Annotated in this window: 11 protein-coding genes and 1 tRNA gene; 5 read left to right on the forward strand and 7 right to left on the reverse strand. The window is 59.5% G+C overall.

The features are described from left to right. Positions 1–147: 147 nt before the first annotated feature. Positions 148–1,557, reverse strand: a complete 1,410-nt coding sequence (gene hisS / locus ACVOLS_RS09990) for a histidine--tRNA ligase (protein ID WP_481545491.1) — start codon at positions 1,555–1,557, stop codon at positions 148–150. 107 nt (positions 1,558–1,664) lie between these two features. Here hisS and ACVOLS_RS09995 point away from each other — a divergent pair, with 107 nt between their 5' ends. Further along, complete coding sequence (locus tag ACVOLS_RS09995; protein WP_481545492.1) at positions 1,665–2,423, forward strand: Crp/Fnr family transcriptional regulator; 759 nt, start codon at positions 1,665–1,667, stop codon at positions 2,421–2,423. Between the two features lie 250 nt (positions 2,424–2,673). On the opposite strand, the gene thrC is transcribed toward ACVOLS_RS09995, so the two are convergent. The 6 genes from thrC to ACVOLS_RS10025 all read right to left on the reverse strand — a co-directional run bounded on the left by thrC (position 2,674) and on the right by ACVOLS_RS10025 (position 10,124). Then, positions 2,674–3,969, reverse strand: a complete 1,296-nt coding sequence (gene thrC / locus ACVOLS_RS10000; RefSeq protein ID WP_481545493.1) for a threonine synthase — start codon at positions 3,967–3,969, stop codon at positions 2,674–2,676. A gap of 103 nt (positions 3,970–4,072) precedes the next feature. Next, positions 4,073–5,017 carry a homoserine kinase gene (locus ACVOLS_RS10005; protein ID WP_481545494.1) on the reverse strand — a complete coding sequence of 315 codons (945 nt, stop codon included), beginning with the start codon at positions 5,015–5,017 and terminating at the stop codon, positions 4,073–4,075. Then, positions 5,014–7,518: a bifunctional aspartate kinase/homoserine dehydrogenase I gene (thrA, locus tag ACVOLS_RS10010; protein WP_481545495.1), complete on the reverse strand. Its 2,505-nt coding sequence runs from the start codon at positions 7,516–7,518 to the stop codon at positions 5,014–5,016. The genes ACVOLS_RS10005 and thrA overlap by 4 nt, the downstream gene beginning before the upstream one ends. 492 nt (positions 7,519–8,010) lie before the next feature. Next, entirely contained in the window at positions 8,011–8,955 is a 945-nt protein-coding gene (locus ACVOLS_RS10015; RefSeq protein ID WP_481545496.1) for a DMT family transporter, read from the reverse strand. An 87-nt stretch (positions 8,956–9,042) separates the two neighbouring features. Beyond that, the gene (locus ACVOLS_RS10020; protein WP_481545497.1) at positions 9,043–9,831 is read right to left on the reverse strand and encodes an AraC family transcriptional regulator; all 789 of its coding nucleotides are present in this window, start codon (positions 9,829–9,831) and stop codon (positions 9,043–9,045) included. Positions 9,832–10,048: 217 nt separating this feature from the next. Then, a tRNA-Arg gene (locus ACVOLS_RS10025) sits at positions 10,049–10,124 on the reverse strand. 976 nt (positions 10,125–11,100) lie between these two features. Here ACVOLS_RS10025 and ACVOLS_RS10030 point away from each other — a divergent pair. The 4 genes from ACVOLS_RS10030 to drt2 all read left to right on the forward strand — a co-directional run bounded on the left by ACVOLS_RS10030 (position 11,101) and on the right by drt2 (position 15,050). Beyond that, positions 11,101–11,430 (forward strand): helix-turn-helix domain-containing protein, encoded by a 330-nt coding sequence (locus ACVOLS_RS10030; protein WP_481545498.1) that lies wholly within the window; start codon positions 11,101–11,103, stop codon positions 11,428–11,430. After that, a complete protein-coding gene (locus tag ACVOLS_RS10035; protein WP_481545499.1) occupies positions 11,427–12,290 on the forward strand; it encodes an ImmA/IrrE family metallo-endopeptidase in 864 nt (287 codons plus the stop codon). The genes ACVOLS_RS10030 and ACVOLS_RS10035 overlap by 4 nt, the downstream gene beginning before the upstream one ends. A 189-nt stretch (positions 12,291–12,479) precedes the next feature. Beyond that, positions 12,480–13,334 (forward strand): hypothetical protein, encoded by an 855-nt coding sequence (locus ACVOLS_RS10040; RefSeq protein WP_481545500.1) that lies wholly within the window; start codon positions 12,480–12,482, stop codon positions 13,332–13,334. Between the two features lie 450 nt (positions 13,335–13,784). Continuing rightward, complete coding sequence (drt2, locus tag ACVOLS_RS10045; RefSeq protein WP_481545501.1) at positions 13,785–15,050, forward strand: antiviral reverse transcriptase Drt2; 1,266 nt, start codon at positions 13,785–13,787, stop codon at positions 15,048–15,050. Positions 15,051–15,126: the final 76 nt, after the last annotated feature.

Consider the following 15,126-nt stretch of genomic DNA (forward strand, 5'->3'; position numbering starts at 1 on the left):
CCCCCCGCCCCCCCTCCCCCCCCGCCGGGGGGGGGCGCCGCTAGCCACGCCCCCCCCGCGCCCGTCGGCGCCGCGGCCTCCCCCCACCCGCCTCCGCCCGCCCCCCCACTACAGACAAAAAAAAGCCCCGCTACGCGGGGCTTTTCATCAGCGCGCCATCGCGCGGGTCTGTTCCAGCTCTACCTGGAGGGTAGAAGCCAACTCATCCCTGGCTACCTCGAACTGCTGTTCACGCAGCAGATCCTTCACCGCAACCACGCCGCGCGCCAGCTCATCTTCACCGGCCAACACCACAAAACGGATACCGGCCTTGGCCGCGTACTGGAACTGCTTGCCGATCTTCTTCGGCTCCATCTGCACTTCGGTATTGATGCCACCAGCGCGCAGGCGACGAGCGATATCCAGCGACTGCGGCATGGCCGCCTCGTCCATCAAGGCCACCATCGCGAGCACGCTGCTTTCCGCGATGCCGTCAATCAGGTTGGCCTCGCGCAGCTGCCAGAACAAACGGGTCAGACCGATCGAGATGCCTACGCCCGGCAACTTGGACTTGGTGTAGTGACTGGCCAGGTCTTCATAGCGACCGCCAGAGCAGATCGAACCGATCTGCGGGTGATCAATCAAGCTGGTCTCGTAGACCGTCCCGGTGTAGTAATCCAGACCACGGGCGATGGAGAAATTCAGGCAATACGCGGTTTCCGGCACACCCAGTGCCTTGACCAGCTCCAGCACTTCACGCAGCTCGGCAGCGCCGGTGCGCAGCGACTCGCTGGCCGATTCGCCGGCGGCAGCCAGTACCGCCTCGATCTGCGCCAGCGCATCAGCATGCGAGCTGGAACGCACTTCAACGAAGGACAGGATGCGTTCGACCGCGTCAGCCGGCAGCCCGAAATCGGGGCCAACCAAGGTCTCACGCACGTAATCCGGGCCGCGCTTGTCGAGCTTGTCGACTTCGCGCAATACCAGCGCCTGCTGCCCGGCATCCACAACACCCTGCGCTTCGAAGAAACCACGCATCAGCTTGCGGTTGTTCAGCTGCACGGCGAAGTTGCCGATGCGCAGCTCAGAGAACACTGCGTAGATCACCGCCAACACTTCAGCGTCGTAGCGGATGCTCAGCGTGTCCTTGCCGATCACATCGACGTCGCACTGGTAGAACTCGCGGAAACGGCCGCGCTGGGCACGCTCGCCACGGTAGACGCGCTGCATCTGGTAGCGACGGAACGGGAAGGTCAGGTCGTGCTCATGCTCGGCCACATAGCGGGCCAGCGGCACAGTCAGATCGAAACGCAGCGCCATCTCCGGCAGCCCGCCCTTGTCGGCCGATTCGGCGGCATTGGCCAGCGCACCGGTCGACTGCACGAAATACACCTGGCGCTCGGTCTCGCCGCCGGATTTGGTCAGCAGCACATCGGACAGCTCGAACACCGGGGTTTCCACCGGCAGGAACCCGAAGCGCTCGTAGTTGCGGCGGATGACGTCCAGCATGCGCTGGAACGCGATCTGCTCGCGCGGCAGCAATTCCATGATGCCGGGCGGGGTACGGGGCTTGATCACGGGCAAAACTCCTGCAACTCAATGGGGAAACGGTCGCCAATTCTAGCCGCACACCGCCCGTCTGGCCGCATGAAGTATAATTTGGCCACTTCCCCCTCGTTCTAGACATGTCCCGGCCAGCCCAAGGCACCGAGCAATCCACGGTTTCGTCCGTTGCCCCCGAAGGCAATGGCGGGCGCGAGTGCCTGCAGTGCTCGGTCCGCCACCTGTCGGTGTGCTCGGCCCTGTCCTGCGATGAAGTACATGCGCTGGAGCAGATCACCGTCTCCACGCCGGTTGCGATGGGCACTACGCTGGCGCGCGCCGGTGAGCCGCGCGCTTATGTCTATACAGTAACCGAGGGCGCGCTGCGCCTGGTACGCACCTTGGCCGATGGCCGCCGCCAGGTGAACGGCTTTGTACTGCCAGGCGATTATCTGGGCCTGAGCGGCAGCGACCATCACCGTTACGATATCGAGGCCATCGCCGACAGCCGGGTCTGCCGGGTGCCAACCACGCAGATGCGTGACCTGCGCCAGCGCTACCCGCATCTGGAGCGCAAATTGCTGCAACGCGCCTGCCAGGAGCTGGACGCGGCACAGGACAACGCACTTGCACTGGCACGCCTGCAGCCACCGGAGCGACTGGCTGACTTCCTGCTGCGCCTGGCTGCCCGTGAGGCAACCTTGAACGGCCGCAGCAGCAACCGGGTTTCCTTGCCGATGGGCCGCGGCGATATAGCCGACCATCTTGGCCTGACCATGGAAACGGTGAGCCGCACCTTTACCAAGCTGCGCCAGCAAGGCCTGATTGCCCTGCCCCACCTGAATGTGGTGGAGATCCTGGATTTCGCCGAACTGCAGCAGCTGGCCAACGACGAGTTCTGACGCCTCACCCGTAGAGCCGAGCTCGGCTGGGGCGTTACCGGTGAAGCCCCCTGCCGAGCAAGGCTTGGCTCTACATGCGCAGCCTCCTCCCTTTTTGTAGGAGCGGCGTAAGCCGCGAAGCTCGTACAGCTGCCGGGGGCCGGAATAATTGACCGCGAAGCTATACCGGTTTCGCGGGTTATGCCGCTCCTACAACCAGATTCATCGGTGAGGCCTCTTGCCGAGCACGGCTCGGCACTACAGGTCGGGCCTACAGCAGTTTCTGGCGCAGGGCTGCGTAGTCTGGTGCGCAAGGCTCGGCGTGGGCCGGACGCTTGAGCAGTTCTGCCAGTGCTGGCGGCACTTCGACTTCACGACCGATCAGCGGTTCGACCACCGATTCAAATTTAGCCGGGTGCGCGGTCGCTGCCACTGCCCAATGTTGATCCGACGCTGCACTGCCATTGGCACGCAGCTGCTCCAGAACGTGCACCGCCGTGGCGGTATGCGGACAGAACACTTCGCCATAGGCACCATAGCGGCGAGCGATGGTATCGCGGATGGTGGCATCGTCCACCGCCTGCGAGGTGAAGGCAGCGCGCAGTGCTGCATCATCGCCCTCGTACAACCAGCGCAGGCGCTCGAAATTGCTCGGCGCGCCTACGTCCATTGCATTGGCTAGCGTGGCAACACTGGCCTTCGGCGCGTAATCACCGCCGTTGAAGTAGTCCGGCAAAACACGATTGGCATTGGTCGCCAGCACGATCCGCCCCAGCGGCACACCGAGTGCACGCGCCATCACGGCTGCCATCGCGTTCCCCAGATTGCCGGTAGGAATGACGAAGTTGAGCAGTGAGCCATGCGCAGCCTGATGGCTGAGCGCGGCATGTGCGTAGTAGCTCATCTGCGGCAACAGGCGCCCCAGGCTGATGCTGTTGGCTGAACTCAACGGCACCTGCGCCTGCAAGTCAGCATCGCTCAGCGCCTGCTTGGCCATGGCCTGGCAATCATCAAACGAACCAGCCACACGCAACGCGCGGATATTGCCACCAAGGCAACCAAGCTGATGCGCCTGACGCGGCGATACACGTCCATCCGGGTACAGCACCACGACTTGAAGGTTGGGCTGATTGTGGAAGGCTGCGGCCACGGCAGCACCGGTGTCGCCTGAGGTGGCGACCACGATGGTCAGTGGACGCTCTTGCGCAGCGCGCAAGCGCGACAGGCTGGCCGCGAGGAACCGCGCGCCGAAATCCTTGAAGGCTGCGGTGGGGCCATGGAACAACTCCAGCACATGATCCTTACTGGTCGCCAAGGCCTGCAGTGGTGCCGGGAAATCGAAGGCTTCGCTGCAGATCTTCGGCAATTCGGAAACCAGGGCGTCATCAGCGAAGAACGGCTTTAGCAGCCCGGTGGCGGTCCCGGCAAGGGTGTCGCCCAACTGCAAGGTGCGTACTGCCGGCATAGTTTCGGGTACGTACAAGCCGCCATCGGGTGCCAGACCGGCGGCAATAGCCTGGCTCAGCGTAGCGGCAGGGGAAGCGTTGCGGGTGGAGATGAAGTTCATTCGGAAATCCGCGAAATGGTTGGTGTGCTGCTCTGGACTCGAGACCCGCGCAAGGATCCCCCTCACCCCAAGCCCTCTCCCGATGGGAGAGGTGCTATCAGGCTTAGAGCAGTCGTGCGCCGGGACTGTTGATCGGGCTTACCCAGCTCTGGCTGTCGAAGCCTGCCGCAGCGAAGGCCGCCTGCAACTTTGGCGCAGCGGCCACTGCGGCGCCGCGTTCTTCAAACCAGGCAAATACGCTGGGACCGGCCCCGGAGATGCCGGCACCCATCGCACCTGCAGCCAATGCGGCTGCCTTGGCCGCATCAAAACCGACGATCAAAGGCGCACGCCGCGGCTCGATCAAAACATCAGCCAGACCCGCCCGCACCAAACCAGCGTCGCCTGCATGGCAACCCGCCAATACCAAGGCCAGATTACTGCTCTGTGCGACAAACTCTTTCAAAGCATAACTGCCTTGCAAGGCTTCACGTGCACGTCGCGTCTCCAGAAGCGCGTCCGGATGCACCAGCAGGCTATGCCAATTCGCAGGCACCGGCACCGGCACCAGACGCTCCAGCGTTGAGAGCACCAAGCCACCCAGGAACATCGGGCCAAGGTTGTCGCCATGACGGCTGCCACTGGCCACTGCTTCACCGTCCAGCGAGTACTTGTACAACTGCTCTCGACTCAAGGGCGCATCCAGCAACGCATTGGCTGCAACCAAGGCCGCCACACAGGACGCGGCCGAACCGCCCATGCCCGAGCTCAGCGGTATGCCCTTGTCGATCTCCACCTCGAACCCGAACGGCAGCGCCAGCGCCTCGCGCAAGGCAATCAGCGCCGCACCTGCGGTGTTGCTGGGCGCATCCAGCGGCAGCTCGATGGCGGCACCCCGAATGGCGACGATCCGAACTTCCGGCGCATCGATGCGACGCACGGTAACCGTGTCGCCTACATCCGGCACGGCATAACCCAGCAGGTCAAAACCGACCGCCACATTGGCCACCGACGCGGGCGAGAACGCGCGCGCCTGACGGGCAGCACCACCCTTCGTTGCATCACTCACAATCGCGCTCCCTCGCCAGCTGCCACCCGCAGCACATCGGCAAACACACCGGCTGCGGTTACTTCCGGACCTGCGCCCGGACCTTGCACCACCAAGGGGTTGTCGCAATAGCGACGGGTGGTGAACTGCACCACGTTGTCGGTCAAGCGCAGGTTTGCGAAGGCATGATCCCCCGGCAGTTCAACCAGGCCGACGCTCGGCTGCTGCCCCGGCTTGAACTGCGCCACATAGCGCAGCACGTTGCCGCGGGTACGGGCATCGGCCAGACGCTGCGCGAAGCTCGCATCCACCTCGTTGAGGCGCGCCATGAAGTCGTCGACGCTGGCCTGCTGCAGGGCCGCAGGCACCAGGCTTTCCACCGCGACATCTTCCAGACTCAGCTCGTAACCGGCTTCGCGGGCCAGGATCACCAACTTGCGGGCAACGTCCACGCCGGACAGATCATCACGCGGGTCCGGCTCGGTATAGCCCATGCCGCGCGCCTGCGTAACCAGCTCGGAGAACGGCACAGTGCCGTCGTATTTGTTGAACAGCCACGCCAACGTGCCGGAGAAAATGCCGGCAATCGCCGTGACTTCGTCGCCGGTATCGACCAGATCACGCAGCGTGGTGATCACTGGCAGACCCGCGCCCACCGTGGCTTCGTAGCGGAAGCGTGCACCGGTGGAGGCAGCTGCCTCGCGGATTGCCTGATAACGCGCCAATGGACCGGAGCCCGCCTGCTTGTTCGGAGTGACCACGTGGATGCCGGCAGCCAACCAACCTGCATAGCGATCGGCCACTTCGGCACTGCCGCTGCAATCGATGATCAATGTGTGTGGCAGGCGCGCCGACAGCAGGTGTTCGGTGAACAGATCAAGATCATTTGGCAGCGCCGCGGAATCGAACGCGGCCTTCCAATTGCCGTGCATGCCGCGCTGGTCAAGCACCATGCGATTACGCGAAGCAACCGCACGCAGTCGAAGATCAAGCTTGGCCCTGGCCAACAGCGCGGCTTCGGATGCATATAGCTGCTCAAGCAAGGCAGCGCCGACGTTACCGGGCCCGATCAAGCCCACCGAGAAAGTCTGCGGCGACAACCAGAAACCGGCATGCGCGGCACGCAAGGCCTTGGTGGCATCGCAGGCTTCAATGGCGACCGAGATATTGCGCTCCGACGAGCCCTGCGCAATAGCCAGGATATTGACCTGCGCACGCCCCAGCGACTCAAACAGTCGCGCAGCAACACCAGGCTGGCCGGTCATGCCATCACCCACCGCCGCAAGCACACTCACTCCAGTGGTGAGCTGCACGCGCTGCACCTGGCCTGCCGCCAATTCGTGCGAGAACGCCTGGGCCAAGGCGTCGCGGGCGAACTCGGCCTCGGCCTGTTTCACCACGCAACAGATTGAATGCTCGGATGATCCCTGCGAGATCATCACCACCGACACATGTGCATTACGCAGCGCCGAGAACACGCGCTCGGCGGTGCCCGGCACGCCGATCAGGCCGGTGCCTTCAACGTTCAGCACGGCCAGATCCGCACTCAGCGTCAAACCTTTGATCGGGCCGTTGCTGGAGCTCTCGGCAGTGATGCGGGTACCCGGGTGATCCGGGCGGAAGGTGTTGCGGATGATGATCGGCAAACCGCGCTCGATCGCCGGCGACATGGTTTGCGGATGCACCACCTTTGCGCCGAAATACGCCAGCTCACAGGCTTCGTCATAGCTCAAGGCATCCAGCTGCACGGCTTCGGGCACCACCCGCGGGTCGGCCGAAAGCACGCCGTCAACGTCGGTCCAGATATGCAGCTCATCGGCCGCGAACAAAGCCGCGAAGATGGCGCCGGAGAAATCACTGCCGTTGCGCCCAAGCGTGGTGATGTTGCCTTTGCGATCACGGGCAACAAAGCCGGTCACCACCAGACGTTGCGATGGATGCGATTCGCGCCACAGCGCCAGTTTGGCGGCGCTGGACTTCCAATCCACATCCACGCCCAATTCGCCGTGGTTGACCACCAGCACGTCACGCGCGTCCAGCACATCGGCGTCTTCACCCAGGGCCTGCAGGTGATGACCCAGCAGGTGGGCTGAGAACACCTCGCCCAGACCCTGCACACGATCCAGTACTTCCTGTGGCAATTCTCCAATGACTGCCAACGCGGCCAGTATCTCGCGCAGACGATCGAAGCGCGCATCCAGCCATTCAATGGTTGCCCCGGAATGCTCGCCCAACAATGCGGCGGCGGCGCCACGATGGCGCGCCCGCAGCTCGTGCCATCGATCATCCCATTGCGGGTCCGCAGCAGCCGCGGCCTTGGCCAAGCCGATCAGCGCGTCGGTCACGCCCTTCATGGCCGACACCACGGTGACCTGCACTGTCTCGTCGCGGTCCAGCAGCAGCTGCGCCACATGGCGGTAACGCTCGGCGTCCGCCACGGACGTGCCGCCGAATTTATGGACGACGGTGCGAACGGCAGCGCTCGCGGCAGGATCGACGGGTGAAGCAGCAACTGACGACATCGGAAGAACCTCGGATGGAGGCCCCGACGCGCATCTGGATGGGGTTCCCCCGCATCCTGATCCGGGTGCGGGGCCGTTGTTTTCGGAAATTACGCGAAGACGACGGGCCGCACCGGGCTAATGGTGACGGTAATAGTGGTGGTGGTAATGGCGCCGCCGAACCCGGGCGCACTCACCCGGCCGCCGGAGGGCGACTGCGAGGTGATGGCGAGGGGCTGCGGGCTGTTCATGGCCTTCAAGAGACAACAGCCGGGATCAGACTGTCAAGTGCTGCGTTGCAAAAACGCAGATAAAGGCAACGTCGTCAAACCTGCTGCTAAAAGTTGCAAATGTCATCAAGCGCAAACGTCGCGCATTTAACCAGCAAGCAGCGCGCAACGGCTGGATCATTGCTGCGGGCGCTGCCTGCGGCGCATGCCGGCCAACTAGCGCCCGCATGCAATCGAAAGCAGCATCGCAGTCAGGCTTTCGCCGCCTGACTGCGCAGATTCCTCACGCCGATGCCGGCGCTTGCGCCTTCGGCCGGTGCGCCGCAGCGCTCCAGATCACGCCGAGCAGAAGGCACAGCGCAGCAACAATCTCGATCGCCACTGGCCAGCGCTGCTGCCACAGAAAACCGTAGAGCAGCCCGAACAAAGTCTCGAACACGATCATCTGCCCGCCCAGGGTCAGCGGCAGCGCGCGGCTGGCGCGGTTCCAGCAGGCATTGCCCAGAATGGATGCAAACACCGCCACTGCCGCGGCCATCCCCCAGAAGCCCGCCCATTCCCGCCCCGAATGTCCTGCCGCGCCATCAGCAAAGGCGAGCGGCGCCAGCAGCAAGGCCAGGCCGCCGGTTGCCACACCGGTCAGCAGGGACCAGTCATGTCCAGACACATTGGGCACCTTGGCCAGCCAACGGGTATTACCCACCGAATAGGCGGTCCAGGACACCAACGCGCCCACGCCGCACAGCAAGCCGATCAATCGCTGCGCGGCGGTGGTTTCTACATGCGTCGAGGCGATGGCCTCGTAACCCATCAGGACAACGCCTGCCACACATAGCAGCAAGGCCGGCACCAACCGTGACAGCGGCACTGCCCCCGGCTCACGTGCACCGACCACGGCCACCAACACCGGCACCATGCCGACTATCAAGGCCGCAGCACCGCCACCGCTCCACTGCACGCAGATGGACAGCAGCACGAAATAGATCAGATTGCCGAGCAGGCTCAGCCAGGTCAGGGCCTTCCAGTCCGCCTTGCCGATATGCGCCCGCAACGCCGGCCAGCGCGGCACAAGCAGGATCACTGCAACCAGGCCATAAATCAGATAGCGCGCCGCAGCCAACTGCAGCGGCGAAAAATCCACCAACACCGCTGGCGCCAGGAACACCAAGCCCCATAGCGCGCCCGAAGCCACGCCATTGCCAATCCCGAACAACATCCGCTCTTTCATCAAGCCACCCGACAGTCAGACACAACACCAGCATCCAGCTGCCGGCCCACGCTGTATTGTCCCAAGCTGCGCGATGCTGTGCTCAAACTACGCGTCCAGACTCCGTCGATAGCGGCCCGGGGTAATCCCCTGCGAGCGACGCATGGCCCGGGTCAATGCACTCTGGTCGGAGAAACCGGCCTGCTGGGCAATCTGCGCCACCGACTGCCTGCCCTCAGCCAGCTGGCGTTGCGCCCATTGCAGACGCTGCTGCTGCAGCCATTGCCCCGGCGTGAGGCCGAATTGACGTTTGAACGCGCCGTGCAGTGCGGTCAAGCCTATGCCGGCCACCGGCGCCATCCGCGCCAGCGGCCAGGACTGACCCGGGGCTGCACGTATCTGTTCGCACAACCGCCGCAAGCCGGCACTGTCAGCCGCTGAGGGACGCCCGGCAGCAAACAAGCTATCCAGCAACAGCGGCAATACATGTCTGGCCACAGGTGCAGGCACTGCATCGCGGCCACCCACGCTGATATCCACGAATTCAAGCAAGCTGGACGCCGCAGCCGAAATCCCCAGAAATGGACGCCTTCGCCCCTGATCCAGTTGTGACCGCTCCAACAGGACACTGTCACAGTCAACAATCAGGAACCGGTTCTGCCCACTACCTGCCTGCACGTGAGCCGCGCCCGGGACGATCAGGGCCCCGTGCAAGGTGTCCAAGCGCCCGCCGCGCCCGTCGATCTCCAGCTCCAGGCTCCCACGCAGCGGCAACACCAGCTGCAAATGGTCATGGCTGTGCGTATGACCGGCCGGGCCATAACTACGGAAATTGAGGGCTTCAACGCATTGCATCGGCATGCGCACCGGGGGCTGACTGGCGCTTGCAGCGGGCATCGCAAGCTGCACGAAAAGATGGTGACCCCGACACGATTCGAACGTGCGACCTGTCCCTTAGGAGAACGCCGCACTGAGCCGCAAGCCATTGAAATAAAAAGAAATTAAAACTGTAATGACAATTCTTCGAACAACATGCATGCATGTCCCCTCTGGAGGGACCGCTCTTTGAAAAAGAGCGAAAGCAAACTCACCGCATGCTAGACACGGCGAAAAATGGTGGCCCCGGAGGGACTTGAACCCCCAACTCAGTCTTAGGAGGACCGCGCGTTATCCAGTTATGCCACGGGGCCATTCGGCGTGAAGGATACAGGACCGAAGCCGTTCGACCAAGATGAACCATTGCGCTACGTGCGCCCAACAAAAAAGAGGGCCCCATTGGGGGCCCTCTTCCTTGGACAACATCACTTCTCTTTGCGAACACCCTTGAACGGCTTGCCGTCAGACTTCACGTCCATGAAACGACCGGTATTCGTATCACGCTTTACGAAGTGTCCAGACGGAGTTTGTGTCTGTGAACGTTCGCGGACAGCGCCGTTGCGGTGTCCATCACCCTTAGGTGGATTAGTAGCCATTGCTGCTCCTTGCTTTCAAATGGGGACTGGCATCGTTGACCCATGTCAGGAGTTGATCGAAGACTGGTGACCAGACAACAGTGCTGTCTGGTCACCCCGCATCGGCGAGATTACTTCTGCTCGTCGTCACGCACCCAGATCGGCCAAGCCTTCAGCCCTTTCGAAGCGGCATGCAACTTTTTGCCATTTCGAAGGGTGATTACAGGCCGATAGATCAGCCGGTAGCCGGGGCGATGGGGGGTCGTCGAAGTCTGTTCTGACATCGTCGCGATACCTCATGCAAGTGATGCCCATCTAGGAACTCGCGAGGAATTAGCACTCTATTGACAGGCCGAAGAGAAAAAACGACAATCTTCGACCTGCCTTGGCGGGCAGAGTGGAATCCTCCCAAGACCGCACGATGCTGGACATCTTACAAGTGCGATTTTGCGGAACCATCAGCCCATCGGGCTGATAGAAAACTCAAGTTGTTAAGGCGGCAATGCCGCACGAAGGCTCAACCTCAACGTTGGGCCTTAGTCATATTCTGAATACGCTATCAGAATTTGTGACGTGCATCAAGGAATTTTCAAATTATTTACACCACGTTCGATGTACCGAACGAGGCGTAGTGTGCCCCTCTCGTTCGCTACTGTCAACGGAAAAGTTCGGTATAGTGGTATGAACGAATTTTAACGACTTTTTAACAAATCCTATGGCTACCACTCTGGGCGAAAAAATCAGGCTTCTCCGTAAGGAAAAGCACCTGACTCTTGATTCACTGGCTATTGCTGCCGGCATGAGCAAAAGCTACCTATGGGAGCTTGAGAACAGGCCCTCACCTCGCCCATCAGCGGAAAAACTGGATGCTCTTGCTAGAGTTCTCGGGCGCACCGTGTCGTTCTTCTTAGAAGAAGAAGCCAACACGCCCGAAGAAACACAGATAGATGAGGCCTTTTTTCGGAACTACAAAGACCTTGATGCAGACGGCAAGCAAGTCATGCGGCAGATCATGGAGTCCTTCAAGAAGCCTCAGGTCAAATGACGCACGCACTCACACCCTCGAAGGCGGCATACAAACTTACCCACGTTCTAGACGCCTTCGCCAATGCTCATGGCGCAGCACGCTTCCCGGTAGACGTGACAGAACTTGCCTTGAACACAGCCTCTCTTTTTGGCTGGAAGGATTCGATCACTCAAGTTCAAGCCGCGGACATCAAGAAGTTCGAAGGGGCATTGTTCTCCAACGATGACCGAAGCGAGTGGTGCCTGCTGTACAACAACGGCATCAAGTCTAACGGGCGAATTCGTTTTACACAGGCCCATGAACTAGGTCACTACATCCTTCATCGCCACCAGAAAGACTCCTTCAATTGCTCTGAAGATGACGTAGTCAATCGTGATGCCGAAGAAACTTCAATCGAAGCGCAGGCTGACACTTTCGCAGCAACGTTACTGATGCCGCTCAACGACTTCCGTGACCAAATTGGGACGGCATCTGACTTAGAGTCCCTTGGAGCATGTGCGGAGCGTTACGGCGCATCACTGACAGCCACGGTACTGCGGTGGCTCAAAGACACTGATCAACAGGCCGTCCTGATCAATCACCGCGACGGCTACATGCGATGGGCCTACTCAAGTAAGGCGGCCAAAAAGAATGGAGCATTCTTTCGTTCACGCAAGCAGATCATTGAAATACCAGAAAATTCAATTGCCGCCAACGAATCCATAACCAGCGACCGCAGCGGAACCGAAGTATCTGCGCGCGTGTGGTTCCCCCACGCGCCTGCGCATCTTTCACTTCGAGAAATGAAGATTACCTCTGGGGAGTACGACACAGCGCTCACTCTTCTTGTGTTGCCACGGGGCTCCACTGCTTGGCCTCCAGTCGACGGCACTGAATGAATTCTTCAGGGGTCTTAGCAAGCCCCTTACCTCTCAGCATCGGCGGACATCCATTCATCCCAAGAATGTCGGCGATCTTCTCCACACAATAGCCGGAGGGCGCGCATTAGCCCTTCATCCCTCTGTGCATCAGCATTTGAGAAGTCACGCGGTGGTGCTAGCCTTCACGTACTAACAGGGGATGGCTATATGAGCACAAGGAAGCGTCAGTCCGTTCTAACCGCGTTGGCATTAGTTGCATCAAGCACTGCGCTAGCCGCAGACCTGCCCTATCCAACCTTCGGGCAGGTGCACAACACTGTAGAGAACGGCTGGCTAACGTACGAATGCACGCCACCCGAACACGGCTTGCTGACGTGCTCATTCGTCCAGACCAGCATCAGACAAGCGTTGAGCGAGATTGAGGCCGCCAAGCGTCTCGCCGAAGAAACCAACGATCTAGTCGACTCGCTAGCCAAAGACTACAAGACCACACCCACTAGGATCTACGACAGTCCGCAATGGAAGGAACTGTGCAACATGGCCAGCCAGATGGCTGCCATTCTGGACGGTGTCACGCCTGCGGATACGCCACCCGAAGCACTACGGAATCTCAGCCGTCTCAATGCAGTGCAGAAAAAAGACATGCACGCTTGGGCCGAGGCCATAGGCCAGTCCTGTACAACCCGCACACTCGAAGGCGTCCGCAACTCCATTGCCCTGTCCTTGGGTTCGGAACGGCGCACTTGCAACATTGGAACCAACCTCTTCACGCAGACCTTCAAGGCCCAGTATTCCGGGGACACTTTTCAAGCATGGGTAGTGGTGGACAGCAGGCCTGTAGGAGACTGCGGCGTCATCAACGTGTCGCGCCTCGTACCGGAGACTAGCAAGCCCGGCGATAAGCCGTACTTATGGCGGTACTACACACGTAAGGTGGTCACCAACCCTACGGCCGACATCCTGTTGATGAAGTGCAGCGACCTAGACGAGAGAGAATACCTGTACGACTGGCGCCAGCAGTCCATCCCGCTGCAATGTGATTACATCAAACCGGGGATGTAAGCGTCCCAGACAGAATTGCCCCCCCCCCACCTTGCCACATCGCTCCCGAAATCGACCGTTGCTACATTTGACCCCCAACTACCACGTAATTACATAGACGCCACAATCATCATACCCTTGCACTGAGCGCACCGATCCGTTAAAAGATGATTGCCCGTTTGATGCACGTGAACGGGGTAAGTCTTACCACGCCAAGCCAGCGTCCGCACAGTGCGGTCGCTGACCAGCGAAGCGCTACGACGATCAAACTCGATACCACTTCGACAGCGATAGTCATCAATAGTTCCTTCAATACTTGGCTACACAACAATCTTGTTGCTTTGCGGTTAAATTTCGGCAAACGGCCGAAATGGGTAGGGCTCTTTAGATAGAGTCTGTGTTGTATTAACAGGGCAGGGAATGGTCGCCGCAGCCAGCCCCGCCCTGTAGGAAGGCAATGGAATCGCCATTATGTATTTCCGGAACCCAGCGAGCGCACTTGAAGCTGCACTTAAGCCTCGGAGATATGTGCACTTTGACGCCCCACTATCTGCCAGCGCCTGCAAAGCGCTTGTGCAGAACCCTGCCGCCGTCAAATCACACCCTTTCCTTCCGTTTCTGCGCCACGACATTGTTCGAACACGCATAAAACGCATCGGGCCAAAGCGTCTTAAAAAGAGTACAAAGGTCAGAGAGATCAGATACGCAGCGCACAGCGATGCCGCGATCTACTCTTATTACAATTATCTGATATCTGAAAAATACGAAAGTATTATTCGCGACCACAACCTTTCAGAATCAGTCATAGCATTCAGATCTCTAAAAAAATCCAATATTGACTTTGCCCACGAATCATTTCAGTGGATCGCGAAAAATCAGCCCTGCGTTGCACTTGGATTTGATGTTAAAGACTTTTTTGGCACCCTTGATCATAAATTGCTAAAGAAGCAGTGGACCCATGTTCTTGGCAACACAACCTTGCCTGACGATCATTTTGCAATTTTCCGTTCATTGACAAGACATGCTTCTGTTGAACTCATTTCTGCACGAAATGCCCTGAACTTGAGCAGACAAGAATTAAAGCGCATTGAGCGCCTATGTACGCCTGTTGATTTTCGAAGCAAAATACGAAATAGCGGATTGATTACTTCAAATCCACACCCGCACGGCATCCCACAAGGATCGCCAATAAGCGCCCTGCTTTCGAATATCTACATGCTTCCGTTCGACATTGCACTCACCAAGGCAATTGATGAGATAGGCGGACTCTATAAAAGATACTGCGACGACATCCTTGTAGTGGTCCCGGCAAAATATGCGGACGACATCAAGAATTTCGTAGCAGAAGAACTCGCCGCGATTGAATTGAACTTGCAAACAAGCAAAACACTTGAATGCACCTTTAACCCAAATGCCGACAAGCCCCTACAATACTTGGGCCTAATATTTGACGGAAAGAAAACCACTCTACGGCCTTCCGGAATTTCTCTTTATTACGCCAAGATGAGGCATGGCGTAAACTTGCACAAAAGAGCGAAACGGCGCGACGGAAGCACCCCTATCCTTGAGCAGCGCCGCAAGTATTTGGTTCGGCAGTACACCGAAAATGCACCAAAAAAACATCGAAACTACTTCAACTATGTCAGGCGCGCAGCCGAAAAGACCGGCTCGTCAGCAATAACGCGCCAATTGAGACGGCATACGAAAGCGTTCAAAAAAGTGGTACTCGCGCCCTAGTGAAAGAAATGCCTTCCGAACACCACAGCGGCAAAGAATACGGAATTCACTAATTACCCAATTTATTCTAATAGGA

The sequence above is a fragment of the Stenotrophomonas sp. STEN038 genome (assembly GCF_056759895.1).

What these genes read in the sequence shown, in the direction of transcription:
- ACVOLS_RS09995 (WP_481545492.1), top strand. Translation starts at nt 1,665, where the DNA reads ATGTCCCGGCCAGCCCAAGGCACCGAGCAATCCACGGTTTCGTCCGTT.
- thrC (WP_481545493.1), bottom strand. Translation starts at nt 3,969, where the DNA reads ATGAACTTCATCTCCACCCGCAACGCTTCCCCTGCCGCTACGCTGAGC.
- thrA (WP_481545495.1), bottom strand. Translation starts at nt 7,518, where the DNA reads ATGTCGTCAGTTGCTGCTTCACCCGTCGATCCTGCCGCGAGCGCTGCC.
- ACVOLS_RS10015 (WP_481545496.1), bottom strand. Translation starts at nt 8,955, where the DNA reads ATGAAAGAGCGGATGTTGTTCGGGATTGGCAATGGCGTGGCTTCGGGC.
- ACVOLS_RS10020 (WP_481545497.1), bottom strand. Translation starts at nt 9,831, where the DNA reads ATGCCCGCTGCAAGCGCCAGTCAGCCCCCGGTGCGCATGCCGATGCAA.
- ACVOLS_RS10030 (WP_481545498.1), top strand. Translation starts at nt 11,101, where the DNA reads ATGGCTACCACTCTGGGCGAAAAAATCAGGCTTCTCCGTAAGGAAAAG.
- ACVOLS_RS10035 (WP_481545499.1), top strand. Translation starts at nt 11,427, where the DNA reads ATGACGCACGCACTCACACCCTCGAAGGCGGCATACAAACTTACCCAC.
- ACVOLS_RS10040 (WP_481545500.1), top strand. Translation starts at nt 12,480, where the DNA reads ATGAGCACAAGGAAGCGTCAGTCCGTTCTAACCGCGTTGGCATTAGTT.
- drt2 (WP_481545501.1), top strand. Translation starts at nt 13,785, where the DNA reads ATGTATTTCCGGAACCCAGCGAGCGCACTTGAAGCTGCACTTAAGCCT.